At 72.8% G+C, this 24,486-nt stretch carries 22 protein-coding genes; 11 read left to right on the top strand and 11 right to left on the bottom strand.

Annotation, left to right across the window (positions count from 1 at the left end; genetic code table 11):
- Nucleotides 1–17: 17 nt before the first annotated feature.
- Nucleotides 18–1,049, top strand: a complete 1,032-nt coding sequence (locus LQ940_RS19755) for a hypothetical protein (RefSeq protein ID WP_231241697.1) — start codon at nucleotides 18–20, stop codon at nucleotides 1,047–1,049.
- Between the two features lie 28 nt (nucleotides 1,050–1,077).
- A complete protein-coding gene (locus tag LQ940_RS19750) occupies nucleotides 1,078–1,623 on the top strand; it encodes a hypothetical protein (protein WP_231241696.1) in 546 nt (181 codons plus the stop codon).
- Here the strand turns inward: LQ940_RS19750 and LQ940_RS19745 are convergent, their stop codons facing one another.
- Nucleotides 1,624–2,793, bottom strand: coding sequence for a pyridoxal phosphate-dependent aminotransferase (locus tag LQ940_RS19745; protein ID WP_231241695.1), 1,170 nt, complete (start codon nucleotides 2,791–2,793; stop codon nucleotides 1,624–1,626).
- Between the two features lie 45 nt (nucleotides 2,794–2,838).
- Here LQ940_RS19745 and pyrE point away from each other — a divergent pair, with 45 nt between their 5' ends.
- Entirely contained in the window at nucleotides 2,839–3,375 is a 537-nt protein-coding gene (pyrE, locus tag LQ940_RS19740; protein ID WP_231241778.1) for an orotate phosphoribosyltransferase, read from the top strand.
- Nucleotide 3,376: 1 nt separating this feature from the next.
- Here pyrE and LQ940_RS19735 read toward each other — a convergent pair whose 3' ends face one another.
- Nucleotides 3,377–4,069: a DedA family protein gene (locus LQ940_RS19735; protein WP_231241694.1), complete on the bottom strand. Its 693-nt coding sequence runs from the start codon at nucleotides 4,067–4,069 to the stop codon at nucleotides 3,377–3,379.
- Between the two features lie 93 nt (nucleotides 4,070–4,162).
- Here LQ940_RS19735 and LQ940_RS19730 point away from each other — a divergent pair, with 93 nt between their 5' ends.
- Together LQ940_RS19730 and fbaA are read left to right on the top strand one after the other, a co-directional pair.
- On the top strand, nucleotides 4,163–4,801 hold the full coding sequence (locus LQ940_RS19730) for a TrmH family RNA methyltransferase (protein WP_231241777.1): 639 nt from the start codon (nucleotides 4,163–4,165) through the stop codon (nucleotides 4,799–4,801).
- Nucleotides 4,802–4,847: 46 nt separating this feature from the next.
- On the top strand, nucleotides 4,848–5,882 hold the full coding sequence (gene fbaA, locus LQ940_RS19725; protein WP_231241693.1) for a class II fructose-bisphosphate aldolase: 1,035 nt from the start codon (nucleotides 4,848–4,850) through the stop codon (nucleotides 5,880–5,882).
- On the opposite strand, the gene LQ940_RS19720 is transcribed toward fbaA, so the two are convergent.
- Nucleotides 5,872–7,377 carry a DHA2 family efflux MFS transporter permease subunit gene (locus LQ940_RS19720; protein ID WP_231241692.1) on the bottom strand — a complete coding sequence of 502 codons (1,506 nt, stop codon included), beginning with the start codon at nucleotides 7,375–7,377 and terminating at the stop codon, nucleotides 5,872–5,874. The two genes, fbaA and LQ940_RS19720, sit on opposite strands and share 11 nt — an antisense overlap.
- 37 nt (nucleotides 7,378–7,414) lie before the next feature.
- On the opposite strand from LQ940_RS19720, the gene LQ940_RS19715 reads away from it, so the two are divergent.
- A complete protein-coding gene (locus LQ940_RS19715; protein ID WP_231241691.1) occupies nucleotides 7,415–7,825 on the top strand; it encodes a DUF3151 domain-containing protein in 411 nt (136 codons plus the stop codon).
- A gap of 82 nt (nucleotides 7,826–7,907) precedes the next feature.
- Here LQ940_RS19715 and LQ940_RS19710 read toward each other — a convergent pair whose 3' ends face one another.
- The 3 genes from LQ940_RS19710 to LQ940_RS19700 all read right to left on the bottom strand — a co-directional run bounded on the left by LQ940_RS19710 (nucleotide 7,908) and on the right by LQ940_RS19700 (nucleotide 11,722).
- Nucleotides 7,908–8,921 (bottom strand): type IV toxin-antitoxin system AbiEi family antitoxin domain-containing protein, encoded by a 1,014-nt coding sequence (locus tag LQ940_RS19710; protein WP_231241690.1) that lies wholly within the window; start codon nucleotides 8,919–8,921, stop codon nucleotides 7,908–7,910.
- 169 nt (nucleotides 8,922–9,090) lie between these two features.
- The gene (gene lysS / locus LQ940_RS19705) at nucleotides 9,091–10,776 is read right to left on the bottom strand and encodes a lysine--tRNA ligase (RefSeq protein ID WP_231241689.1); all 1,686 of its coding nucleotides are present in this window, start codon (nucleotides 10,774–10,776) and stop codon (nucleotides 9,091–9,093) included.
- Between the two features lie 28 nt (nucleotides 10,777–10,804).
- Nucleotides 10,805–11,722 carry a diacylglycerol/lipid kinase family protein gene (locus tag LQ940_RS19700; protein WP_231241688.1) on the bottom strand — a complete coding sequence of 306 codons (918 nt, stop codon included), beginning with the start codon at nucleotides 11,720–11,722 and terminating at the stop codon, nucleotides 10,805–10,807.
- 122 nt (nucleotides 11,723–11,844) lie between these two features.
- Between LQ940_RS19700 and LQ940_RS19695 the strand changes: the two genes are divergently transcribed.
- Nucleotides 11,845–13,128: an adenylosuccinate synthase gene (locus LQ940_RS19695; protein WP_231241687.1), complete on the top strand. Its 1,284-nt coding sequence runs from the start codon at nucleotides 11,845–11,847 to the stop codon at nucleotides 13,126–13,128.
- 16 nt (nucleotides 13,129–13,144) lie between these two features.
- Here the strand turns inward: LQ940_RS19695 and LQ940_RS19690 are convergent, their stop codons facing one another.
- Both LQ940_RS19690 and LQ940_RS19685 read right to left on the bottom strand, forming a co-directional pair.
- Nucleotides 13,145–15,187, bottom strand: coding sequence for a serine/threonine-protein kinase (locus LQ940_RS19690; protein ID WP_231241686.1), 2,043 nt, complete (start codon nucleotides 15,185–15,187; stop codon nucleotides 13,145–13,147).
- Complete coding sequence (locus LQ940_RS19685) at nucleotides 15,184–17,373, bottom strand: protein kinase domain-containing protein (protein ID WP_231241685.1); 2,190 nt, start codon at nucleotides 17,371–17,373, stop codon at nucleotides 15,184–15,186. Before LQ940_RS19685 ends, LQ940_RS19690 begins: the two co-directional genes overlap by 4 nt.
- Before the next feature lie 89 nt (nucleotides 17,374–17,462).
- Between LQ940_RS19685 and purD the strand changes: the two genes are divergently transcribed.
- From purD to LQ940_RS19670, 3 genes are read left to right on the top strand one after another with little or no spacing between them, the layout of a single operon-like run.
- Nucleotides 17,463–18,701 (top strand): phosphoribosylamine--glycine ligase, encoded by a 1,239-nt coding sequence (purD, locus tag LQ940_RS19680; RefSeq protein ID WP_231241684.1) that lies wholly within the window; start codon nucleotides 17,463–17,465, stop codon nucleotides 18,699–18,701.
- Entirely contained in the window at nucleotides 18,698–20,116 is a 1,419-nt protein-coding gene (gene purB, locus LQ940_RS19675) for an adenylosuccinate lyase (RefSeq protein WP_231241683.1), read from the top strand. Before purD ends, purB begins: the two co-directional genes overlap by 4 nt.
- Nucleotides 20,117–20,118: 2 nt before the next feature.
- Nucleotides 20,119–20,406, top strand: a complete 288-nt coding sequence (locus tag LQ940_RS19670) for a DUF1330 domain-containing protein (protein ID WP_231241682.1) — start codon at nucleotides 20,119–20,121, stop codon at nucleotides 20,404–20,406.
- A gap of 60 nt (nucleotides 20,407–20,466) precedes the next feature.
- On the opposite strand, the gene LQ940_RS19665 is transcribed toward LQ940_RS19670, so the two are convergent.
- Both LQ940_RS19665 and LQ940_RS19660 read right to left on the bottom strand, forming a co-directional pair.
- Complete coding sequence (locus tag LQ940_RS19665) at nucleotides 20,467–21,939, bottom strand: MFS transporter (protein ID WP_231241681.1); 1,473 nt, start codon at nucleotides 21,937–21,939, stop codon at nucleotides 20,467–20,469.
- Nucleotides 21,920–22,534 carry a hypothetical protein gene (locus tag LQ940_RS19660; protein WP_231241680.1) on the bottom strand — a complete coding sequence of 205 codons (615 nt, stop codon included), beginning with the start codon at nucleotides 22,532–22,534 and terminating at the stop codon, nucleotides 21,920–21,922. Before LQ940_RS19660 ends, LQ940_RS19665 begins: the two co-directional genes overlap by 20 nt.
- A gap of 105 nt (nucleotides 22,535–22,639) precedes the next feature.
- Here LQ940_RS19660 and LQ940_RS19655 point away from each other — a divergent pair, with 105 nt between their 5' ends.
- Nucleotides 22,640–23,527: a hypothetical protein gene (locus LQ940_RS19655; RefSeq protein WP_231241679.1), complete on the top strand. Its 888-nt coding sequence runs from the start codon at nucleotides 22,640–22,642 to the stop codon at nucleotides 23,525–23,527.
- Here the strand turns inward: LQ940_RS19655 and LQ940_RS19650 are convergent.
- Entirely contained in the window at nucleotides 23,500–24,471 is a 972-nt protein-coding gene (locus tag LQ940_RS19650) for a sulfotransferase family protein (protein ID WP_231241678.1), read from the bottom strand. The genes LQ940_RS19655 and LQ940_RS19650 overlap by 28 nt on opposite strands.
- Nucleotides 24,472–24,486 lie beyond the last annotated feature (15 nt).

The raw sequence follows: 24,486 nt of genomic DNA, 5'->3' as shown, positions 1-24,486 counted from the left end.
ACTGATGGAATGGGGCCATGACCGACGCGCCCCATCGCCCCCGCCAGGTCACCCTGGCCGCCTGGATGATCATGGGCGGCTCGGCGCTGATCGTGGCGCTGGTCTTCGAGCGCGTGGCCGGCCTCGGCTCGCTCGAGACCCAGCGCTCGATCGAGACCTTCCTCTCCGAGCCCCCGGGTGACGGGCTGGGCCTCGACCTCGACGGCGTCACTACGATGCTGCGCATCCTGGCCATGGTCGCCGGCGCCTGTGCCACCGCCGCGGCGATCCTCGGCTTCCACGTCCTGCAGCGCTCCCGCGGTGCGCGCCTCGCCTTGGCGGTGCTGGCGGTGCCGCTCTTCATCAGCGGCATGGCCGCGGGCGGCCTGCTGCCGGCGGTGGTGGTAGCCGCCGCCGTGATGCTGTGGCTGCAGCCGGCGCGGGACTGGTTCGACGGGATCGCGCCGGCCCCCGAGGAGCGGGAGCGGCAGGGCGAGCCGGCCGGGCCGTCGATGTTCCAGGCCCCGCCGCCGCCTCCGCCGCCGGTCGAGCCGCGCGCCATGTCCGGCTTCGGATCGGCGCCCGCCCCCACGCCCGCTCCCACGACGGCCCCCATGACCATGCGCGCGCCGGCCGATCGCGCCGCTGGGCGGCCCCCCGCGCTGCTGTGGGCCTGCGTCCTGACCTGGACCTTCTGCGGGCTGGCGATCCTGGTGATGGGGCTCAGCGCGCTGGTCCTGCTCGCCGCGCCCGACGTGGTCTTCGAGGAGCTGTACCGACAGAACCCGGACCTGCGCGACGAGGGCATCAGTGACTCCGAGGTCCGCTCCGCGACGCTCGCCCTCGCCGGCGTGCTGCTCGTGTGGGGCGGCGCCGCGATCGGGTTCGCCGTCCAGGCGTTCCGCCGGGTGCGCTGGGCGCGCGCGGCCCTGCTGGTGTCGGCCGCCGGGGCGGCCGCGGCGTCGCTCGTGGGCGCCGTGGTCAGCATCGCGATGGCGTTGCCGCTCGTCGCCTGCCTGGTCACCATCACGCTGCTGGTGCGGCCCGAGGTACGGGCCTGGTTCTCCTGAGCGGGACCGTCATGGAAAAGTTGGACGCATGAGCGACCCGAGCAACCCCTACGGCGGCTACGTCCCGCCCTCGCCGAACCCCTACGGCGAGGCGCCGCCTCCCCAGCCCTATGGCCAGCCCTATGGCCAGCCCCAGCCGGGCGCCTACCAGCCGGCGCACCCGGGCCGGCGCCCCGGCACCGTGACCGCCGCCGCCGTCGTGACCTGGGTGGGCAGCGCGATCGCGCTGATCTGCCTGCTGTTCCTCCTGGTCGCGGTCCAGGCCGGGACCGACGAGTTCTACGACGGCTTCCAGGACAGTGCGTCGGGCTGGTCGCGCGACGAGGTCAAGACGTTCACCACGGTCTTCGCGGTCATCGGCATCGTCTGGTCGATCGCGGCCATCGTGCTGGCGTTCTGCGTGATGCGCCGCCGCAACTGGGCGCGGATCCTGCTCACCGTCTCGGCCGCCCTGGCCATCCCGGTCTCGCTGGTGATGGCGCTGGCGATCGTGCCGCTGCTCCACGTGATCCTGTGCATCGCCGCGATCGTGCTGCTCTACGTCGGCGGCGCCAACGCCTGGTTCAAGGGGTAGTCAGGCCCGGAGCTCGGCGGCGCTCAGGCGCCGCATCGCCTCGGCGATGACGGGGCGCTCCTTGCAGAAGGCCCAGCGCACCAGGTGACGGCCCTCCTCCTGGTGGTCGTAGAAGACCTGCGCCGGGATCGCGACGACCCCGGCCCGCTCGGGCAGGGCGAGGCAGAAGGCGAGGCCGTCGTCCCAGCCGAGGGCGCGCACGTCGGTGGTGGCGAAGTAGGTGCCCTCGGGGACCCGCACGGCAAGCCCGGCCGCATCCAGCCCGGCGCAGAGCAGGTCGCGCCTCTCCTGGAGGTCGGCGGCCAGCTCGCGAGGGAAGTCGGGCAGCTCGTCCAGCGCGTGGGCCACGGCCGGCTGCAGCGGCGATCCCGAGGTGAAGGTCAGCCACTGCTTGGCGGCGAGGAGCGCCCCGACCAGCGCGGCCGGGCCGGTCGCCCAGCCGACCTTCCAGCCGGTGAACGAGTAGGACTTGCCGGCGCTGGACAGGCTCAGCGTGCGCTCGGCCATGCCCGGCAGGGTCGCGATCGGCACGTGCGCGTGCTCGTCGAAGACCAGGTGCTCGTAGACCTCGTCGGTGATCACGACCAGGTCGTGCTCGATGGCCAGCTCGGCCACCGCCTGCAGCTCGGCGCGGTTCAGCACGGTGCCGGTGGGGTTGTGCGGCGAGTTGAGCAGCACGAACCTGGTCCGCGGCGTCACCGCGGTCCGCAGCTCGTCGAGGTCGAGGCGGTAGTCGGGGGCGCGCAGGGTGACCGGGCGCCGTACGCCGCCGGCCATCTGGATCATCGCGACGTAGGAGTCGTAGTACGGCTCGAGCACGACGATCTCGTCGCCGGGGTCGACCAGGCCGAGCAGGGCCGCGGCGACCGCCTCGGTGCAGCCGGTGGTGACCACGACCTCGGTGTCCGGGTCCAGCTCGAGCCCGTAGTGGCGCTGCTGGTGCCGGGCGATCGCCTGCCGCAGGGCGGGCACGCCGATGCCGGGGGCGTACTGGTTGGCCCCGCCCTCGAGCGCCGCCACCGCGTGGGCGATCGCCTCGGGCGGGCCGTCGACGTCGGGGAAGCCCTGGCCCAGGTTGACCGAGCCGGTGCTCGCGGCCAGGGCCGACATCCTCGAGAAGATCGTGGGCGGGATGCCGTCGAGCCGGTGCGCGAGCCGAGGAGCAGACATGCGCCCGAGGGTACGGCGGGTGCCCGATAGCCTGCCGTCGTGACCATGGACCCGACCCCTGACCCCACGCTGGCCGCCGACGTCGACGCCTGCTGCCGCCTGACCGGGGAGTTCACGCTGCGCTCCGGCCAGGTGTCCTCGGAGTACTTCGACAAGTACCTCTTCGAGGCCCAGCCGGAGCTCCTGGCCCGGGTGGCCGCGCAGATGGTGCCGCTGCTGCCCGAGGACACCGAGCTGCTGGGCGGCCTGGAGCTCGGCGGGATCCCGATCGCGACGATGGTGAGCAGCCGCACCGGGACCCCCGCGCTGTTCGTGCGCAAGCAGGCCAAGGAGTACGGCACCTGCAAGCTCGCCGAGGGCCCGGACGTCGCCGGGCGGCGGGTGACGCTGGTCGAGGACGTGATCACCACCGGCGGCGCCGTGCGGGACGCGACGAAGGCCCTGCGCGAGGCCGGCGCGGTGGTCGAGGTCGTCGTCTGCGCGATCGACCGGAGCCCGGAGGGGGAGAACCCGCTCGCCGACGTCGGCCTCGAGGTGCGTGCCGTGCTCACGAAGGCGCAGCTGGACGCCGCCCGCGGCTAGCTCAGGTCAGGTCGTCGACCGTGCGCTCGACCTGGCGGCGGTGCTTCCACCACTCGTAGACGATCGGGATCACCGAGAACGCCAGGATCAGGGCGATCGCCTTGTCGATGTTCTCACCGAGGCCGGGGAACGCGGACCCGAGGAAGTACCCCAGCGCCAGGATGCTCGCGACCCACAGCACGGCGCCGACCAGGCTCCACTTGAAGAACCGCTGGCGGTCCATGCGGGTCACGCCGGCGACGACGGTGATGTAGGTCCGCACGAACGGCACGAACCGGCCGATGACCAGGGCCTTGCTGCCGTGCTTGTCGAAGAAGACCTGCGTCTGGTCGAAGTACTTCTTCTTCAGGATGCGCCCGTCGCGGTGGTAGAGCGGGGGGCCGATCGCGCGGCCGATCTCGTAGCCGGCGACGTTGCCGAGCACGGCCGCGCTCGTGAGCAGGGCGAAGGCGATCAGCACCTCGACGAAGGGCCCGCCGGGGAACATGTCGATCTTCTCGCCGGTGATGAACAGCCCGAGCGCGAAGAGCAGGGTGTCGCCGGGCAGGAACGGGAAGAACAGCCCGCACTCGACGAAGACGATCAGCAGGCTGATCCAGAAGAACGCGCCCCCGAACTCCTGCAGCAGCCAGTTGGGGTCCATCCAGTCCATGCCCAGGAGCAGCGGGTGGAGCTCGAGCAGGAGCGGAGTCACGGTCAAACCGTACCCGGGTCGCCGTCGGCCCGGGTCGGTAGTCTCGCTGCCGTGGTGGAGGAGAGCGAGGACCGTCGGGCGCCGTACGACCCGATGCCGCACGGCCCCGACGAGATCGGCGTGGGGCCGTGGCAGGGGCCGCTCCCGACGGGGGAGCAGTACGACCCCGTGCTGCTCGCCGAGGGCGACCGGCGCAACGTCGTGGACCGCTACCGCTACTGGAGCGTGGCGGCGATCGTCGCCGACCTCGACAGGCGGCGCCACGACTTCCACGTCGCGATCGAGAACTGGCAGCACGACTTCAACATCGGCACGATCGTCCGCACGGCCAACGCGTTCCTCGCCGCCGAGGTGCACATTGTCGGCAACCGGCGGTGGAACCGCCGGGGCGCGATGGTCACCGACCGCTACCAGCACGTGCGCCACCACGAGACGGCCGCCGACCTGGCGGCGTACCTCGCGGAGCGCGACGTGCGACTGCTCGGCATCGACAACCTGCCCGGCAGCGCGCACCTGGAGACCATGACCGTGCCCCGGCGGGTCTGCTTCCTCTTCGGCCAGGAGGGGCCGGGCCTCTCGGAGGGTGCCCGGGCGGCGTGCGACGGCACGTTCTCGATCGCGCAGTTCGGCTCGACCCGCTCGATCAACGCCTCCGCCGCCGCCGCGATCGCCATGCATGCCTGGGTGCGGCAGTACGCCGACCTGTCGGGCGAGGATGCCTGGCGAGGCTAGTCGGCTGCCGCCAGCCTCCGCGGCGGATAGCCACTAGGCTGGCCGCATGCCCATCGCGACTCCTGAGACCTACGCCCAGATGCTCGACACCGCCAAGGCCAACGCCTTCGCCTTCCCGGCGATCAACGTGTCGTCCTCGCAGACGCTGAACGCCGCGCTGAAGGGCTTCGCCGACGCCGGCTCGGACGGCATCATCCAGGTCTCGACGGGAGGTGCGGAGTACCTGTCGGGCCCCAGCGTCAAGAGCATGGTGACCGGCTCGGTCGCGTTCGCCGCGTACGCCGCCGAGGTGGCCAAGAGCTACCCGGTGCAGATCGCGCTGCACACCGACCACTGCCCCAAGGACAAGCTCGACGGCTTCGTGCGCCCGCTGGTCGAGATCTCCGCGGAGCGGGTCGCGCGCGGCGAGCTGCCGCTCTTCCAGTCGCACATGTGGGACGGCTCCGCCGTACCGCTCGACGAGAACCTCGAGATCGCCCGTGACCTGCTGGCGCGCTGCGCCGCGGCCCACATCATCCTCGAGGTCGAGATCGGGGTCGTCGGCGGCGAGGAGGACGGCGTGGCCAACGAGATCAACGAGCAGCTCTACACGACGCCGGAGGACGCGCTGGCGACCATCGAGGCGCTCGGCAACGGCGAGCAGGGCCGCTACATGGCAGCGCTGACGTTCGGCAACGTGCACGGCGTCTACAAGCCCGGCAACGTCAAGCTGCGCCCCGAGATCCTCAAGTCCGCCCAGGAGGCGGTCACCGAGCGCCTCGGCCTGGCGGCGGGCAGCAAGCCCTTCGACCTGGTCTTCCACGGCGGCTCCGGGTCCACCGCGGAGGAGATCGGCGCGGCGGTCGACTACGGCGTCGTGAAGATGAACGTCGACACCGACACGCAGTACGCCTTCACCCGGCCGGTGGCCGCCCACATGTTCCAGAACTACGACGGCGTGCTGAAGGTCGACGGCGAGGTCGGCAACAAGAAGGCCTACGACCCGCGCGCGTGGGGCAAGGCGGCCGAGGCCGGCATGGCCGCCCGCGTGGTGGAGGCCTGCGAGAACCTGCGCTCCGCCGGGAAGTCCGTCAGCGCCTGACGAAACCCTCGTGCTGGGGTCGCTGGAAGCACAGCGCTGCGGCGAGCCCCAGCACGAGGACGGCGGGCGGCAGCAGCATCGCCTGCGCCATGGCGTCGGCGAACGGCCCCTGCGCCACCTCGGGGAGCCGGCTCCCGCCGCCCTCAGGGGTGAAGCTCGTCGCGAGCCCCTGGGCCGCCAGCCGGGCGTCGATCAGGACGGCGATGCCGGCGGCTCCCAGTACGGCGCCGACCTGGCGGGTCGCGTTGTAGACGCCCGCGCCGGCCCCGGCCTGGTGAAGAGGCAGGTTGCGGTTGGCCGTGGCGGAGTTGGGCGACCACACGAACGCGTTGCCGAAGCCGAGCAGCGCCATCGGGAGCAGGATCTCCCAGACGGCGCTGTCGGGGGTCATCACCGACGAGAGCCACGCCAGCGACGTGATGATGGCCGTGAACCCGACGCTGGTGAGCAGGCGCGGGTGGATCGTGTCGGTGAGCTTGCCGACGAGGTTGGCCAGGCCGAGGGTCATCAGCGCCATCGGCACCAGCAGCAGGGCCGCCTTCGAGGGGCTCAGCCCGCGCACCAGCTGGGCGTAGAGCATCAGGGGGATGGCCATCGCCGTCATGGCGAAGCCCATGGTGGTGATCGCGACGTTGGCGAGCGAGAAGTTGCGGTCGCGGAACAGGGCGAGCGGCACCAGGGGCTCCTGGCGGTTGAGGCGTTGCCAGACCACGAACGCGGTGAAGACCACGAGGCCGAGGACGATCATCCGCCAGACGGTGATCTCGCCGGTGATCGTGCCCCAGTCGTACTGGTTGCCCTCCTGGATGCCGAAGACCAGCAGGAACATGCCGGCGCCGCTCAGCGCCACGCCGAGCCAGTCGAAGCGGTGGGTGCTGGTGCTGAGCGTCGGCACCAGGCGCCAGGCGAGCACGAAGCCGATGATGCCGACGGGGATGTTGATGAAGAAGATCCACTCCCAGCCGAGTGCGTCGACCAGAATGCCGCCGAGGATCGGCCCCACCAGCGTCGCCACCCCCGCGGTCGCGCCCCACAGCGACATCGCCTTGCCGCGGCGGGCAGCGGGGAAGATCCGGGTGATGATCGCCATCGTCTGCGGGGTCATCATCGCCGCGCCGAGCCCTTGGACGACGCGGGCGACGATCAGCCCCTCGATCGAGTCGGTCAGGCCGCACCACAGGCTGGCGAGCGTGAACACCGTCAGGCCCGACAGGTAGAGCCGCTTGGGGCCGAAGCGGTCACCCAGCCGTCCGGTGATGAGCACCGGCACGGCGTAGGCCAGCAGGTAGGCGCTGGTCACCCAGACCACGGCGTTCACGCCGGCGTCGAAGTCCTCGATGATCGCCGGCGTCGCGACGCTCACGATGGTCGAGTCGACCAGGATCATGAAGAAGCCCAGGCACAGGGCGAAGAGCGCCGGCCACGGGTCCTTCTCGCCGATCGCCGACGCGGTGGGCGCGGTGGGGGGCTCGGCGGTCGGTCGGGTCTGGGTCACGGGCTGGCTCAACACCCCGCCTGCGACACTCATTCCCATGAGTCACATGGATCTGATGGCCGGCCCCCCTCCCACCTACCTCCCGGTCGACCCGGCGGTCGCCGAGCTGGCGGCCTCCTCGCCGGCTGACGTCGTACGACGCCACCCGGAGTCGCCCGCCGCGTGGGCCGCCCTGGCGAGCGAGGCGCGCGAGTCCGGCGCCGACGACGTGACCGTCTACGCCTACGCCCGCGTCGGCTACCACCGCTCCCTGGACAACCTGCGCCGCAACGGCTGGAAGGGCCACGGCCCGGTCCCGTGGGAGCACGAGCCCAACCGCGGCTTCCTCACCAGCCTCGCCCTCCTGGCCATCTCCGCCCGCAACATCGGCGAGACCCACGAGTGGGAGCGGTGCTCGGAGTTCCTGCGCGACTCCAGCCCGGCGGCGTACGACGAGCTGCTGGGCTGAGTGCTTGTAACTCACCGTTACTACCTCTACCGCACCCCTGTAAGGGCATGACAGAGGACGTCACGGTGAGTTACAAGCCGCCTCAGGCCGGTCGCCGTCCCCGCATCTGCTGCGCGAAGTGCTCCAGGTGTGGCGGCAGGGCGGTGCCGAAGCGGGCGACCGTGACGTCGTAGTCGGCGCGCAGGCGGCGACGGGCCAGCACTCGGCGTTCTCCCCAGTAGTCCTCCCAGATGATCCGGGAGACGCCGAGGCCCTCGGCGCGGATGAGCCGTTCCCGCTTCTTCTCCGCCCAGACGACCTCGTCCGGGCGAACCGCCAGCCCGCCTTCGTGGACACCGCGGTACTTGAGGTGCCCATCCACCTCGAAGACGTGACGCCCCACCCGCAGGTCGCACCAGTGCGTGCGGCCTTCCAGGAGGATCGGGAACTGGGTCTCGACCGCGCCGACGCCCAGCTCGCGCACGAGCAGCCGGCCGAGGCTCTCGGCGACCGACTCCGCGCCGGCGTCCGCCAGTTCGAGGGAGGCACGGACCGCCTTCACACCGGGCCAGTACGCCATCGGTGCGCTCGCCACCAGAAGATCGCTGCGCGAGACCCCGCGCCGCAGGGCGCTGTCCATCGCGGGTACGCCGTGCTGGACGCCGCGCTCGCGGGCGATGTCGCAGCACGTCCTGGCCAGGTCGAGGCAGCGGAGATCGCCGACGGTCACCAGCTGGTCGGGGGAGAATCCGGCGAGGTGGTGCTTGACGCCTGCCTTGGTCCACGCGTTGGTGTGGCCGGGGCGGGTCACGTGCACGAACGCTCGCTCCGGCGTCAGGATGTCGAGGCCCTGCTCGTGGGCCGCGGAGTCATGGCTCAGCACCCATCCGCGCGTCATGTGCAGCAGGGCGGCGCGGGTCTGGAGGCGGGGGCGCCCACGGTAGGCGTCGAGCGACTCCCACCGACCGCGCTCGGCGTACACGCCGCGCCGCACGGCCACCCACTCCTCGCGCAGCAGGGCGGTGATGGCGGTGGGGGAGAGGCCGCAGTCGAGCGCCTGGGCACGCGTGATGAGGCCGTGGTTGCGCGCCATCGTGGCCAAGACGTCCGGGTGCATGAAACGGGTGTGCCCGGCACACGGAGGCTCTGAAACCGCGGCTGTCCCGCCTGTGGATAGCCGGCCCCAGGTCCGAGCAGGTCGCTCGGCTTGTAACTCACCGTGACACCTTCTTGCACACCCTTGTAAGGGCATGGAAGAGGTCGTAACGGTGAGTTACAAGCCAGCCTCAGCCGCCCAGCAACGCGCGGACCCGGTCCGGGCCGAGGGCGACGAAGAGGGTGGGGAGGCGGGGGCCGCGGTCGGCGTCGACCAGGAGCCGGTAGAGCAGCCGGAAGAACTCCTTCTGGTCGGCCTTGACCTCGTCGGTCGGCGGGTCGTCCAGGTCGAGGCCGCGGCCGAGCTTGGGGACGCCGTAGATCAGTGTGGTGAGCTCGTCCTGGTCGAAGGAGTCGGGCAGCCGGTCGAGGAGCTGGGCCAGCCACCGCTGCTCGTCCTCGGTGAGCGCGGCGAGGCGAGTCGTGTCCGGGACCGAGCGCACCGTGGTGCGGTCCTCGGCGGGCACGAACTCCCGGATCCAGGTCATCGCCTTCGACAGTCGGGGCTCGAGGTCGGACACCGATTCGTGCGGGTAGCCGAGGCGGCCCACGGTGGTCGAGATCAGCGACGCGGACCCGGCGGTGACGTCGGCGACGGAGGAGAGCAGTCGGAACGGCACCGGCACCGGCGAGGTGGGCAGCGTGCCGGCCGCCGCGGTCGCGGACGCGCGCTCAAAGGCCAGGACCGCGCCGTCGCGCTTGGCCGGGTCGGCGGCCTTGCGCGCGAGCGCGTCCCACTCGTCGTAGAGGCGCACGACCTCGGGTCCGAAGTCGATCGTGAAGACCTGGCGGGGCTGGCGGCGGACGTAGAGCCAGCGCAGCATCGGGGCCTCGAGGACCCGCAGCGCGTCGGCCGCGGTCGGGACCCCGCCCTTGGACGAGGACATCTTGGCCATGCCGGCGACCCCGACGAAGGAGTACGCCACGAACGAGGGCGCGCGGCCGCCGTAGATGGTGGACACCAGCTCCTTGCCGACCGTGTACGACGAGCCGGGCGTCGCGTGGTCGTCCCCGCCGGGCTCGAAGTCGACGCCCTCGAAGGCCCAGCGCATCGGCCAGTCGACCTTCCAGACGAGCTTGCCCTCGTCCTGCGTGGCCAGGTTGGTGACGCCCACGAAACCGCACGAGTCGCAGGTGTAGGACAGGTCGGTGGTCTCGTCGTCGTAGCCGGTGATGGTGACCGTGTCGCGGCCGCACTCGCGGCAGTAGGGCCGGTAGGGGAAGCGCGCCAGCGAGCCGTGGTCGGCCGCCGCGGCCTCCTCGTCGGCGTCGTCGGCCGGGGCCCCCTTGGTGCGGTAGCGGCCCATGACCGCCTCGATCTCGTCGCGGCGCGAGACCGCGGTCAGGATCTGCGAGCGGTAGGTGCCGGCGCCGTACCGCTCGGTCTGCGACACCTCCTCCATCTCGCAGCCCATCTCGGCGAGCGCGGAGCGCAGCGGCGCCTTGAAGCGCTCGGCCCACGAGGGGAACTCGCCCGACGGATCCGGTACGGCGGACAGGGGGCGGCCGATGTGCTCGGCCCAGGCGGGGTCGACCCCGACCGGGACCTTGCGGAACCGGTCGTAGTCGTCCCAGCTGTGCAGGTGGCGGACCTCGATGCCGCGGCGGCGGATCTCCTCGGCCACGAAGTGCACGGTGAGGAACTCGCGCAGGTTGCCCAGGTGGATGGGCCCGGAGGGGCTGATCCCGGACGCGCAGGTGATGCGCGCGGCTCCGCTCGGCCGCTCCTCGAGGCGGGCGTGCCGGATCGCGTCGTCGGCGGCGCGCGTCACCCAGTCGACGGGATCGCCACCCTGACCCTGCTTGCCTCGTGCCACAGGCGGCAACGCTACCCGTCCGCCGGGCTCAGCCGGTGGGCAGGACCATCGAGTAGGCGGCCGGCTCGATGTGCCAGGTGCGGTGCCGCTCGGGCCCGGAGATCTCGCCGTCGGCGCTGATCCAGAACTGCTCGCCGCTCACCGACACCTCGCGGCCCCGCAGGGCACTGACCTCGTCGGCCTCCTCGTGGGTCCCCAGACCCAGCCGGGCGGCGAACCGCCACCGCGCGAACGGCCCGGTCGCGCGGGAGACCATCACGTCGATCCGGCCGTCGGCGGGGTCGGCGCCGGGGGTGAGCTCGGTCCCGCCGCCCACGGAGGAGCCGTTGCCGAGCGCGACCATGAGCACCCGGGTGTCCAGGTCGTTGACCACGACCCCGTCGACCTCGACGTGCAGGCGCAGGACGGGCGGGTTCCACGCGGTGAGCAGCGCGCCCAGGGGGTAGCCGAGCCGGCCGAGGTTGACCTTGCCGACGCCGACCGAGTGCAGGCGGCCCTTCCAGCGGTGCCCGCGGCGGCTGGCGTTGGCGCCGGCCCCGACGTGGACGCTGTTGACCACCACCTGCCCGACCTCGTCGACGATCAGGTCCATCGGGGTGACCTGCCCCTTCACGAGCACCGTCGCCGCCTCCTCGACGTCGAGCGGGATCCCGACGCCGCGGGCGAAGTCGTTGCCGGTGCCGAGCGGCAGCAGCCCGAGCACCGCCTTGTCGAGGTCGTGGCGGCGGTGGAGCGCGGCGACGACGGCGTGCAGGCTGCCGTCACCACCGGCCACCACGATCCGCCGGGAGCCGGCGCGGTGCAGCACGCCGTCCAGCTCTCCGGGGTTGGAGGTCCCCTGGACCTCCACCGAGGTGTGCTCGCGGAGCACGGCCAGGGCGCGCTGCAGCGTCTCGTCGTCGGCGGTGCCGGCGTCGCTGTTGGTGATCACCAGGAGTGGGTCCATCGCAACCGGACCCTAACCCAGGCACGATTGAGCGTCGGGCGCCGCGCTTTGGTAGCGTGACGCCGCAAGAGCCCCGGTCGCTGTTGCCCCGGGGTTTTGTCGTTTCACCACGAGGAGTGCACATGCCCGCCATCGCCATCATCGGCGCCCAGTGGGGCGACGAAGGCAAGGGCAAGGCGACCGACCTGCTCGGAAGCCGCGTCGACCATGTCGTGAAGTTCAACGGCGGCAACAACGCCGGGCACACCGTGGTCATCGGCGAGGAGAAGTACGCGCTGCACCTGCTGCCCAGCGGGATCCTGAGCCCCAACTGCACGCCGGTCATCGGCAACGGCGTCGTCGTCGACATCGAGGTGCTGTTCGAGGAGCTCGACGCGCTCACCGCGCGGGGGGTCGACGTCAGCAAGCTCAAGGTCAGCGCCAACGCGCACGTCATCGCCAGCTACAACCGCAGCCTCGACAAGGTCACCGAGCGGTTCCTCGGCTCGCGCCGCCTCGGCACGACGGGGCGCGGCATCGGACCGACGTACGCCGACAAGATGAACCGCATCGGCATCCGCGTGCAGGACCTCTTCGACGAGAACATCCTGCGTCAGAAGGTCGAGGGGGCCCTGGAGCTCAAGGGCCAGATCCTGGCCAAGATCTACAACCGCCGCGCGCCCGAGGTGGACGCGGTGGTCGAGGAGCTGCTCGAGTACGTCGAGCGGCTGCGGCCGATGGTCTGCGACACCGGGCTGCTGCTCCACGAGGCGCTCGACCGCGGCGAGACCGTGCTGCTCGAGGGTGGCCAGGCCACGCTGCTGGACGTCGACCACGGCACCTACCCGTTCGTGACGTCGAGCTCGGCGACCGCCGGCGGCGCGTGCACGGGCTCGGGCATCCCGCCGAGCCGGCTCGACCGCGTCGTCGGGATCGTGAAGGCCTACACGACCCGCGTCGGGGAGGGCCCGTTCCCCACCGAGCTGTTCGACGACTACGGCGCCCACCTGAGCAAGGTCGGCGCGGAGTTCGGGGTCACCACGGGGCGGGCTCGCCGCTGCGGCTGGTACGACGCCGTCATCGCCCGCTACGCCGCCCGGGTCAACGGGGTCACCGACTTCGTGCTCACCAAGCTCGACGTGCTCACCGGCCTGGAGAAGGTGCCCGTCTGCGTGGCCTACGACGTCAACGGCGTGCGCCACGACGAGATGCCGGTCAACCAGAGCGACTTCCACCACGCCAAGCCGATCTACGAGGAGTTCCCGGGCTGGTGGGAGGACATCTCCCATGTCCGGACCTTCGAGGAGCTCCCGGCCAACGCGCAGGCCTACGTCAAGGCGGTCGAGGCGATGTCCGGCTCCCGGATCTCGGTCATCGGGGTCGGCCCCCAGCGCGACCAGACGATCGTCGTCCACGACCTCCTCTGAGCCGGCTGCCGGCTCGCTAGGGCTCGAACGGGCCGATCGGGCCGATACTCAGCTTCTCCTCGGACACCCTGCGCTGCGAGCCGGGCAGGACTCGGAACCCGCTGCCGGTGGACTCGAGGACCTCCAGTCCGCGTTCGTACTGCGCGACCACCACGTCGTCGTCCCCGTCGCCGTCGATGTCGCTGACGCCGGCGCGGTAGACGGAGGAGGTGGGCTCCCCCCGCGCGAGCCAGGTCTCGGGGGTGAACCGGCCGCTCTCCCACTTCCACACGACGGCCTCCGGCCCGTAGTCGAGGCTCACCATCTCGGTCGCCCCGTCGCCGTCGAAGTCACCGGCCTGCCAGGTCAGGTACGCGTTCTCCTGGGGGATACGCGTCGGCTCCTCGGGGGCGAGCTCGGAGCCGGTGGACCTCAGCACGTGGAGCCGCACGGGCTGGTCGTCGAGCGCCTCGATGTGGATCAGGTCGGCCATCTTGTCGCCGTCCACGTCGCCGACGGCGAACTCGTTGTCGGCCGACCCCAACGAGGTGGTCGCCGGTCTGTCCAGCCATCCTCGGGCGCGGCCGAAGGTGCCGTCGGCGCGCGCCTTGGCCACGGTGACGACCAGGCGCCCCACGCCGACCCGCACCAGGCCCAGGTCGGCGCGTCGGTCGCCGTCGACGTCGGCGAGGAACCGCACGGTGTCGGCGTAGAGGTCGCCGAACGCGGGGCTCCGCACCAGTGACGCCGGGCTCGCACCGGACGCGAGCCGCACGGTCACGCTGGTCGCAGGTGGCTCCCCGTTGGTCGTGACGACATCGAGGCGGCCATCGCCGTCCACGTCGCCGCTCAGCGCCGGGTAGGTCACGTCGCCCATCGCCTTCGGCGCGCCGAGCCCGGTGCCGTCGGAGCGCAGCAGCCAGGCGCCCTCGTGGGACTGGGCCGCGAGGTCGCCGAGCCCGTCGTGGTCGAGGTCGCCGGTCACCGCCTGCTCCGGCGGGTCGGGAACCGGCGTGCCGGTCGGCGCCGGGTCGCCGGTGCCGGTGGTCGGCTCCGGGTCCCGTCCCGGGTCGTCCGCGCCGGAGGTGAGCAGGACCCCCGCGGCCACACCGCCCAGGACCAGCACGGCGGCCACGCCGCTGGCGAGCGCCGCCCGGCGCCGCCGCCGTCGCCGGCCCAGCACGAGCGGCGGGGAGGTCGGCGTCGAGGGCGTGAGGCCGCCGCCCAGCTCGCGCAGGGCGTCGCGCAGGGCACGCGCGGTGGGGTAGCGCTCGGCGGGATCCTTGGCCAGCGCGCCCGCGAGCACCTGGTTGATCCGCACGGTGAGCTCGTCGCTGCCGGGCAGCTGCGGCACCGGCTGCTGCAGGTGCGCCATCGCGACGGCCACGTCGGCCCCCGTGTACGGCGGTCGGCCGGTGAGGCACTCGTAGAGCAGGCACCCGACGGCGTACACGTCGCTGGCCGGGCCGCCCGGCTGACCGGCCGCCCGCTCCGGTGCGAGGTAGTTCCAGGTGCCGGCGACGGCGCCGGGCGTGGTGAGCCCGGCACCCTCGGTGTGCGCCACCCCGAAGTCGCAGAGATAGACGTGGAGTCGGTCGGTGCGCTCGTCGCGCAGCAGCACGTTGGCGGGCTTCACGTCCCGGTGGATGACTCCGACGGCGTGCGCGGCGGAGAGCGCGTCGGCCACCTGGGCGCAGGCCCGGAAGGCGAGGGGCGGCGGGAGCGGACCCCGCGCCCGGATGAGCCGCCCGAGATCGCCGCCGGCGGCGTACTGGGTGACGATGAACGGCCAGCCGTCCTGCTCGCCGTGGTCGTAGATGGCGACCACGTGAGGCGAGTCCAGCTTGGCCAGGACCGACGCCTCGCGCTGGAACCGCTGCCGGAACTCCGGCGAGGTGCCGACGTGGCCGAGCATCACCTTGAGTGCGACCTGGCGGTTGAGTCGCAGGTCGGTGGCGGAGAAGACCATGCCCATGCCACCCACGCCGAGCACGCTGTCGACGCGGTAGTGGCCGATCACCTCGCCGACGCGCGGCGGGCGGCCGCCGCCAGGAGGCGGGGATCCGGACGGCGTGGTCACGGGAAGGTGCTCCCGAGCAGCTCGACGCTGTAGGACTCGCCGAGCTCGATCGCCCAGGTGCCCCATTCGGTCGTGGTCGCGAAGCGCTTGCCCTTCGAGAGCGCCACCTGCAGCGACGCGCGCCCCTTGGTCTTCGTCGGCCCGATGCTGGCCACGTCGTCGCGACCGTCGCCGTCGTAGTCGCCGACGGTCAGGTCGGAGGAGAAGAAGTCGGCGCTGGGGAGCTGGATCAGCCCCCACGGACGCGGTCGCTGCGGGCCGCCCGGCCCGTGGTCGGCGACGAGGAGCTCCACGAACTCGGTGCGGTTGAGCCCGACCACCAGCTCGGCGTCCTCGTCGCCGTCGACGTCCGCGGAGAGGAAGTAGTGACCGATGGCGCTCTCGAAGGTCAGCGGCCTCCCCCGCTCGACGAAGGTGCCGTCCGGCCGGCCCAGGTAGGTGTGCAGCGTCGAGCGCGTCGCTGAGTACGACGGCGTCATCAGCACGCCCACGTCGACGATCCCGTCACCGTCGAAGTCCCCGGTCTCCAGGGATCCCTGCTCGTAGCCGAACGGCACCGTGCCGCCCAGGGCCGGCTCGCCGAAGCTGGAGCCGTCGGAGGTGGCCACCCACACCTCCATCCGCTTCATGTCCTGGCCCCAGTTCACCAGCAGCAGGTCGTCGGCCCCGTCGCCGTCTGCGTCGCCGGCGTGGGCGGTCAGCGCCCGGGCCTGGTCCGGCCGGCTCATCGGCTGGTTCACGGACGTCCCCCCGGAGAGCTCGGCGGTGACCGTGAGCGCGCCGCGGGTCGGGAACCTCACCTGGACCAGCTCGAGCTCGTCGTCGCCATCGAAGTCACCGAGGACCTGCTCCAGGGCGGTGCGGTCCTTCAGGCGCGGCTCCTGCTTGTCCCCGGCCGGCACCAGCGTGCTCCCGTCGGAGTGCCACGTGCCGACGCGGTCGTGGCTCGGCTTCTTCTTCGTCTCCTCGACGTAGAAGCTGGCGACCAGATCGGCGTAGCCGTCGCCGTCCATGTCACCGGTGACCGGACCCACCACCTCGGGAGCCGGCGGCTCGCTGGGGGCGGGCTCGCTCGCGGTGGGCTCCGAGGAGGAGGTCGAGCCCCCGGTGGGGTCCTGGTCGCCGTCGCCGGGCATGGTCACGGCCACCACGCCACCCGCGACGGCGAGGACCGCGAGTGAGGAGAGCAGCACCGTGAGCGCCGTACGCCGTCGGCGCGGCGCGCCCGCGGTCGTCGCCGCGGCACGGGGCAGCGAGCCCAGCGACACGCGTCCGCCCGACGGGAAGGCGGTCGGCGCGGCACCGCCCGGCGGCACCGTCGGGCCGGCGGGCAGCGGCCGGACGCCGCTGGTCGGGATCGACGCCGCGGAGAGCAGGTCCGTGCGCAGCGCGTCGGCGGTGTCGTAGCGGGCGCGGGGGTCCTTCGCCAGCGTGTTGGCGAGGATCGCGTTGGCGTGGCGGACGAAGGGGTCGTCGCCCGCCAGCTGGGGGATCGGGGCGTTCTGGTGGGCGATGGCGATCTCGACGTCGCTCCCGCGAAACGGCGGCTGGCCGGTCAGCGTCGCCCAGTACAGGCAGCCCAGCGCGTAGAGGTCGGAGGAGACCGTGCCCGGGGCGCCGGCACCGCACTCGGGTGCCAGGTAGCTCCACGTGCCGGATACCGAGCCGGGCGCGGTGAGCCCCTCGCTGTCGGTGCGGGCGATCCCGAAGTCGCAGAGGTAGGCGTGCAGCTCGGCAGTGTCGGCGTCGCGCAGCAGCACGTTGGTGGGCTTGACGTCGCGGTGCACCACGCCGGCGTGGTGGGCGTCGGAGAGGGCGTCGGCCACCTGGGCGCACACCTGGGCCGCGAGCCGAGGCGGCATCGGGCCGCGGGCCGCGAGCAGCGCCCCGAGGTCGCCGCCGCCGACGTACTGGGTGGCGAGATAGGGGCAGCCGTCCTGCTCGCCGTAGTCGAAGATCGCGATGACGTGGGGCGAGTTGAGCCGCGCCAGCAGCGAGGCCTCCCGCTCGAAGCGGGCCAGGAACTCCGCGGAGCCGCCGAGCGCGGCCGAGACCACCTTGAGCGCGACCCGCCGGTCGAAGGCGGTGTCCGTCGCCGCGAACACGACGCCCATGCCGCCCTGTCCGATCTGGGCGTCGATGCGGTAGCGACCGAAGAGGTCGCCGACGCGGGGGAACTGGGGCATGGCTGCTTCTTTCCCGGGAGAGACGAGTCGCAATCATGCCCGGTGGGACGGTGCGGCGCGGCACCCGGCGCGCACTAGGCTGGGTGCCCGTGAAGACTCTCGTGATCGGCACCGGCGGGCGCGAGCACGCGCTGGTCCGCTCGCTCGCCCAGGACCCCGGCGTCGACGAGGTGCACGCGGCGCCGGGCAACCCCGGCATGGCGGCGCTGGCCACGCTGCACGACGTCGATCCCATGGACGGCGCCCAGGTCGCCGACCTGGCCGAGCGCGTCGGCGCCGGCCTGGTGGTGGTCGGCCCCGAGGCCCCCCTGGTCGCCGGGGTCGCGGACGCCGTCGCCGCGCGGGGGATCCCGGTCTTCGGGCCGTCGGCCGCGGCCGCCCATCTCGAGGGCTCCAAGGCGTTCGCCAAGGAGGTCATGGAGGCGGCCCGCGTCCCCACCGCCCGCGCCCTGGTGTGCGAGGACGACGAGGAGGTCGAGCGGGCGCTGGTCGAGCTCGGACCTCCGTACGTCGTCAAGGACGACGGGCTGGCGGCCGGCAAGGGCGTCGTCGTGACCGAGGACCACGCCGAGGCCCTCGCGCACGCGCGGACCTGCGGGCGGGTGGTGATCGAGGAGTACCTCGACGGCCCCGAGGTCTCCCTCTTCGCGATCACCGACGGCACGACGGTCTACCCCCTGCAGCCGGCGCAGGACTTCAAGCGCATCGGCGACGGCGAGACCGGCCCCAACACCGGGGGCATGGGCGCCTACACCCCGCTGCCGTGGGCTCCGGCCGACCTGGTCGCCGAGACGCTGGCGACGGTCCTGCAGCCGACCGTCGACGAGATGCGCCGCCGCGGCACGCCGTTCGCCGGGCTCCTGTACGCCGGACTCGCGCTCACCTCGCGCGGCCTGCGGGTCGTGGAGTTCAACGCCCGCTTCGGCGACCCGGAGACCCAGCCGCTGCTGGCGCTGCTGGCCTCCCCGCTCTCGCCGCTGCTGCTCGGCGCGGCCACGGGCACGCTGGCCGAGGTGGCCTTCCCGCGGTGGCGGCCCGGCGCCGCGGTCGCCGTGGTGATGGCGAGCGCCGGCTACCCGGAGTCCTCGTCGGTCGGTGACGTGATCACCGGCCTCGACGCCGCCGAGGCGCTCGACGGCGTCCACGTCATCCAGGCCGGCACCGCCCAGCGCGGCGACGACCTGGTGACCGCGGGCGGGCGGGTGCTCGCCGTGGTCGGCACCGGCGCCTCGGTCGAGGCCGCACGCGACGCGGCGTACGCCGGGGTCGCGCACGTACAGTTCCCAGGTGCCCAGCACCGCACCGACATCGCGGCAGGAATCACATGAGCGTCCCTAACGTCCTGGCCACCCGCTACGCCGGCGCCGACCTCGCGGCGATCTGGTCGCCGGAGCACAAGATCGTGCTCGAGCGCCGGCTCTGGATCGCGGTCCTGCGCGCCCAGCGCGACCTCGGGATCGAGGTGCCGGACGGGGTCATCGAGGCCTACGAGGACGTCGTCGACAAGGTCGACCTGGAGTCGATCGCCGCCCGCGAGCGGGTCACCCGCCACGACGTGAAGGCGCGGATCGAGGAGTTCTCGGCACTCGCCGGCCACGAGCACATCCACAAGGGCATGACCTCGCGCGACCTCACCGAGAACGTCGAGCAGCTGCAGCTCAAGCAGTCGCTGGAGCTGCTGCGCGACCGCGCGGTGGCCGCGCTGGTGCGCCTGGCCCGGCTGGCCGCCGAGCACGAGACGACGGTCATGGCCGGCCGCTCGCACAACGTCGCCGCGCAGGCCACCACGCTCGGCAAGCGGTTCGCGACCATCGCCGACGAGATGCTGATCGGCGTCGAGCGGGTCGAGGACCTGCTGCGCCGCTACCCGCTGCGCGGGATCAAGGGCCCGATGGGCACCGCCCAGGACATGCTCGACCTGCTCGACGGCGACGAGACCAGGCTGGCGGCGCTCGAGGAGGGCGTCGCGCGCCTCCTCGGCTTCGAGCGGGTGCTCACCTCGGTCGGCCAGGTCTACCCGCGCTCGCTGGACTTCGACGTGCTCTCGGCCGTCGTGCAGCTGGTCGCCGGGCCGTCCAACCTGGCCACGACCATCCGGCTCATGGCGGGCAACGAGCTCGTCACCGAGGGCTTCAAGGAGGGCCAGGTCGGCTCCTCGGCGATGCCCCACAAGATGAACACCCGCTCGTGCGAGCGCGTCAACGGCCTGGCCGTCGTCACCCGCGGCTACCTGTCGATGGTCGGCGAGCTGGCCGGCGACCAGTGGAACGAGGGCGACGTCTCCTGCTCCGTCGTACGCCGGGTGGCGCTGCCGGACGCGTTCTTCGCCGCCGACGGGCTCTTCCAGACGTTCCTCACCGTCCTCGACGAGTTCGGCGCGTTCCCCGCGGTGATCCAGCGCGAGCTCGACCGCTACCTGCCGTTCCTGGCGACCACGAAGGTGCTCATGGCCGCCGTGCGCAACGGGGTCGGGCGCGAGACCGCGCACGAGGCGATCAAGGAGGCCGCGGTCGGCGTCGCGCTCGACATGCGGCGAGGCCAGGCCGACAACGACGTCTTCGCCCGGCTCGCCGCCGACGAGCGCCTGGGCCTCACCGCCGAGCAGCTGTCCTCCCTGGTGGCCGACCCGATCACCTTCACCGGCGCCGCCGTGGCGCAGACGCAGTCCGTCGTACGCCGGGTGGCCGAGCTCGCCGAGCGCTACCCGGCCGGCGCGGCGTACTCCCCGGGGGCGATCCTGTAGCCATGACCGCCTACTGGATCAGCCTGTACCGCGAGACCACCGACGAGGCGAAGCTCGCCGCCTACGCCACGCTCGCCGGCCCGGCCCTGGAGGCCGCCGGCGGCACCTTCCTCGCCCGTGGCCTGCCCGAGCAGACCTACGAGGCCGGCGAGGCGACCCGCTCGGTCCTCCTCGAGTTCGCCTCCGTCGAGGCGGCCGTCGCGGCCCACGACAGCCCGGCCTACCAGGAGGCCCTCGCCGCGCTCGACGGCGGCGCCGTCCGCGACCTGCGCATCGTCCCCGGCGTCTGACCCGCCTGAGGGCAGCGACAGTGGTGACACCGATGATGACCTACGTCGCCATGCCGTGGATCACCCGTCGGATGGCGTGGTGGCTGCACCCCGGGAGCGCCGCTCCTGACGCAGCGCCTGCACCGACATCGCCAGCGCGACGCTGAGCACGACCAGGGCGGTGGCCAGGGCCGCCTGGAGGGCCCGCTCGCTCGACGCCTGCTCCCGGGTCAGCTCGTAGACCGTCATCAGCAGCGCGGCGCCGATCGCGGAGCCGATGCGCTGGCCGGTCTGCAGCGCGCCGCCGGCGGCCCCGCCCATGCGCGGGGGCACGTCGTTCAGCGTCAGCGTGATGTTGGGGGAGATGACCGCGCCGCCGCCGACGCCGGCGACCAGCAGCGCCGGCACGGCCACCGGCCACAGCGGGTCGGCGTACGGCGCGAGCACCGTGAAGGCGAGGACGCCGGTCATCATCACGCCCAGCGCGAGGACGGTGAGGCGGCGCCCGAGGTCGGAGACCACCCGCCCGGCCAACGGCGCGGCGATCGCCGATCCCACCGCGAACGGCAGCAGCAGCAGCCCGGTGTCGAGCGGGGTGTAGCCGAGGTCGCCCTGGAGGTGCACCGAGACCACGAGCAGCACGCCGGTGAAGCCGGTGAAGTAGAGGGCGCCGACGGCCAGGCCGTTGACGTAGCCGGGCAGCTCCTTGAGCAGGGCCAGGTCGAGAAGAGGGGCCTGACCGCGCCGGGCGAGCCGCCGCTCCCAGGTGACGAAGACCCAGGCGAACAACGGGACCCCGAGAAGCAGCAGCAGCGGCAGCTGCTCGCCGCCCTCGAGCCGGACCACCGGGTAGAGCAGGCACAGCACGGTGAGCCCGAGCAGCAGCGCGCCGGGTACGTCGATCCGGTTGGCGGGGTCGCGGCGCGCGCCCGGCGGCCGCTTCGGCACGAGCAGTGCGACGGCGGCGATCGCGACCAGGCCGATCGGGACGTTGATGAGGAAGAGCCAGCGCCAGCCGTCCTCCTCGCCGACGGCGGCGATGATCAGGCCGCCGAGCACGGGGCCCACCGCCGTGGCGCTGGAGACGGTGAAGCCGAACATCCCGAACGCGCGGGCCCGCTCCCGGCCGCGGAAGAGCAGCTGGATGATCCCGGAGTTCTGGGGCGTGAGCAGACCGGCGGTCGCGCCCTGTGCCAGGCGGGCCAGCACCACGAGCGTGGCGTCGGCGGCGAGGCCGACGGCCGCGCTGGAGACGATGAAGCCGGCCAGGCCGACGAGCATCATCCGGCGCCGGCCGAACGCGTCGCCGAGGCGTCCGCCCGCCACGAGGGTCAGCCCGAAGGCCAGCGCGTAGCCGGACACGACCCACTGGATGGTGCCGGGCGAGGTGTCCAGCCCCTCCTGCATGGAGGGGATCGCGACGTTGACGATCGACACGTCGAGCAGCGACATGAAGCCGACGACGAGGGTGACCCCGAGGATGCGCCAGCGTCGCGGGTCGGCGACGTACTCCTGCTCGACGGCAGGCGCCGGCTCAGGCGCGGGCGTCGCCACCCCAGTTGGCCAGCTTCGTCGCGACGGTGTGCAGGTCGGCCCGCCAGACGTGCTCGGGCCCGGCGGGGATGATGTCGTCCCACTCCAGTACGGTCGAGCCGCTCACGCCGGTCATCCGGGCGGTGCGGGCGAAGAACCACAGGTGGAAGTGGGATCCGCCGTCGCCCCAGCGGTTCACGTGCACGCGCCCGATCTCGGGAAGGTTCTCGATGATCCGGATGAGCCGGTTGGTGATCCGGCCGAGCTCGGAGGCCTGGTCGTCGTCCATGCCGCCGGCGTCGAGGTGCTCGCGCGTGTGCAGCATGAGCACCAGCGGCAGGCCGGTCGGCGCTCCGGGATGGGTCAGCAGCCAGTGCTCGTCCTCCCAGACGACCGTGGCCGGGTCGAGCGCGCAGGAGCCGCACGGCTTGTCGGGGCTTTCGCCGTAGCGGGCGGGCTCGTCGGCCGGCGGGGCCAGCACCTTCGGTGCCAGGGCGCCGTCCACGACCTCCCACGGGAAGATGTCCCAGCCGGTCGAGGCGGGCAGCGGCAGGCGGCCGTCGGCTCCGGCGGCGGCGACGACTCGGGCGTAGACCTCTTCGGCTGACTCCGGCATGCCACCACTCTGCCACCCGGCCGAGGAGCCCTCGGACACACCCCGGGAGGCACGCGGCGACCCCGACCTCGATAGTCGATCGACTCGCTCGACTATGCTGGACGCATGACCACCGACATCCTCGTGCCCCTGCCGTCGTACGACGACGTCGAGGTCGTGGTCCCCGCGCCCGACGCCGGACCCGGCAACTGGGCCGGCGCCGCGAGCGCGGTCCTGGTCGACGGCGTCTTCTGGCTGACCTGGCGGGTGCGCCGCCCGCTCACCGACGGCCGTGGCGTCACCGTCGTCGTGGCCCGCTCCGAGGACGGCGTGCACTTCGAGCCCGTGACGCAGGTGCACCGCGACGCCTTCGGTGCGGAGTCGTTCGAGCGCCCGGTGCTGGTGCCGGTGCCCGGACTGGGCTGGCGGCTGTACCTGTCGTGCGCGACGCCGGGGTCCAAGCACTGGTGGGTCGACAGCCTGACGGCGCCGAGCGTCGAGGACCTGCCGTCCGGGCGCCGCCAGGTCGTGCTGGCCGGCGACGCGCACACGGGAGTCAAGGACCCGGTCGTCACCGCGGTCGACGGCGGCTGGGAGATGTGGCTGTGCTGCCACCCCCTGGACGACCCCGGCCAGGAGGACCGGATGACCACCCGGCGGCTCACCAGCCCCGACGGGCTGACCTGGACCGACCGCGGCGAGGTCCTCGCCGGCCGCCCGGGGGAGTGGGACGCGCGTGGCGCCCGGGTCGCAGCGGTCCTGCCGGGCAGCCCCCTGACCGTGCTGTACGACGGCCGGGCCGACGCCGCCTCCAACTGGCACGAGACCACCGGGGTGGCTCGGTGGGACGGCACCCGCCTGGTCCCCGACGACCGCCCGCCGATCGCCTCGCCGCACTCCGACGGCGCCTTCCGCTACGCCGCCGCCGTGGCGCTGCCGGACGGCCGGACCCGCTTCTACGTCGAGTCGGCGCGACCCGACGGGGCTCACGACCTGGTGACCTGCGTCCGCTGACTGAAGGAGCCGCGGCTGGCGGTGGACAGCCAGTCGTCGAAGCTCTCGCCGGTGACCTCGCGGAGCTGGGCGATGTCCTCGGCGAAGTGGGGGATGAGCCGCTCGCGCGCCTGCGGCGCCAGGAGCGGCCGGTGGGGCGCGGCGGACCCGGTCAGCTGGGCGATGATCGGCGCGCTCGCCCGGCGCCACACCCGCGGCGGCGCGAACTGGCCGAGCGTGGCGCCGGCCCGCACGACCGGGCCGAGGATGCGGGGGCGCCAGCCGGGCTGGACGAACGGGTGGGAGTTGTCGCGGGGGATCGAGTCGACCAGCCCGGGAGTGATGCCCAGGAACCGGCACGCCCGGTCGACCGCCGCGGCGGGCTCGTCGACGATGGTGCGGTAGCGCAGCACGAGCACCCGCTCGGGGTCGACGTAGCGGTGCAGGTGCGCGAGCTGGGCGCCGTACCGGCCCAGGTCGCGGTAGCGCCAGAACGGCGCCCAGCCGTCGGCCGCCCGGCGGTCCTGCAGGGCGAACGCCCGCTCGAAGTCGGCCACCGGCTCGAGGCCGTCGGACCACAGGTGCATCCAGTTGCTGTAGGCGCGGTCGATCGGGTCGCGCACGACGGCGATGAGCCTCACGTCGGGCAGGTTCTCCGCGATCCGGCGGTGCGCGCCGCGGTGCCACAGGTAGAACGGCGTGCTCTCGCCCTGGACGACGCCCTCGGTCGGCTGCGCGAACAGGCGCTCGTAGTCCTCGCGCCGCCACAGCCACTCCTGCACGGAGTGCGCGTCGCCGGGGCCGCGGTAGCGCGGCGGGGGTGCGTCGTCGCAGAGCCAGTACTTCGGCTCCTTGGGCCGCGACATCCGCACCTCGGGATGCTGGGTCAGCGCGGCGTGCAACGCGGTGGTGCCGGCCTTGGGGGCGCCGATCACGATGAAGTCGGGTCCGACCACGGTGGTCATTAAACAACTATGTCA

Source organism: Nocardioides sp. cx-173, assembly GCF_021117365.1.
Taxonomy (GTDB): Bacteria; Actinomycetota; Actinomycetes; order Propionibacteriales; family Nocardioidaceae; genus Nocardioides.
This window is presented reverse-complemented; position numbering and strand designations above follow the sequence as displayed.

What these genes read in the sequence shown, in the direction of transcription:
- LQ940_RS19745 (WP_231241695.1), bottom strand. Translation starts at nt 2,793, where the DNA reads ATGTCTGCTCCTCGGCTCGCGCACCGGCTCGACGGCATCCCGCCCACG.
- LQ940_RS19660 (WP_231241680.1), bottom strand. Translation starts at nt 22,534, where the DNA reads ATGCCGGAGTCAGCCGAAGAGGTCTACGCCCGAGTCGTCGCCGCCGCC.
- fbaA (WP_231241693.1), top strand. Translation starts at nt 4,848, where the DNA reads ATGCCCATCGCGACTCCTGAGACCTACGCCCAGATGCTCGACACCGCC.
- LQ940_RS19670 (WP_231241682.1), top strand. Translation starts at nt 20,119, where the DNA reads ATGACCGCCTACTGGATCAGCCTGTACCGCGAGACCACCGACGAGGCG.
- LQ940_RS19700 (WP_231241688.1), bottom strand. Translation starts at nt 11,722, where the DNA reads ATGGACCCACTCCTGGTGATCACCAACAGCGACGCCGGCACCGCCGAC.
- LQ940_RS19730 (WP_231241777.1), top strand. Translation starts at nt 4,163, where the DNA reads ATGCCGCACGGCCCCGACGAGATCGGCGTGGGGCCGTGGCAGGGGCCG.
- LQ940_RS19695 (WP_231241687.1), top strand. Translation starts at nt 11,845, where the DNA reads ATGCCCGCCATCGCCATCATCGGCGCCCAGTGGGGCGACGAAGGCAAG.
- LQ940_RS19755 (WP_231241697.1), top strand. Translation starts at nt 18, where the DNA reads ATGACCGACGCGCCCCATCGCCCCCGCCAGGTCACCCTGGCCGCCTGG.
- LQ940_RS19685 (WP_231241685.1), bottom strand. Translation starts at nt 17,373, where the DNA reads ATGCCCCAGTTCCCCCGCGTCGGCGACCTCTTCGGTCGCTACCGCATC.
- LQ940_RS19710 (WP_231241690.1), bottom strand. Translation starts at nt 8,921, where the DNA reads ATGCACCCGGACGTCTTGGCCACGATGGCGCGCAACCACGGCCTCATC.
- LQ940_RS19715 (WP_231241691.1), top strand. Translation starts at nt 7,415, where the DNA reads ATGAGTCACATGGATCTGATGGCCGGCCCCCCTCCCACCTACCTCCCG.
- LQ940_RS19750 (WP_231241696.1), top strand. Translation starts at nt 1,078, where the DNA reads ATGAGCGACCCGAGCAACCCCTACGGCGGCTACGTCCCGCCCTCGCCG.
- LQ940_RS19655 (WP_231241679.1), top strand. Translation starts at nt 22,640, where the DNA reads ATGACCACCGACATCCTCGTGCCCCTGCCGTCGTACGACGACGTCGAG.
- purB (WP_231241683.1), top strand. Translation starts at nt 18,698, where the DNA reads ATGAGCGTCCCTAACGTCCTGGCCACCCGCTACGCCGGCGCCGACCTC.
- LQ940_RS19650 (WP_231241678.1), bottom strand. Translation starts at nt 24,471, where the DNA reads ATGACCACCGTGGTCGGACCCGACTTCATCGTGATCGGCGCCCCCAAG.
- pyrE (WP_231241778.1), top strand. Translation starts at nt 2,839, where the DNA reads ATGGACCCGACCCCTGACCCCACGCTGGCCGCCGACGTCGACGCCTGC.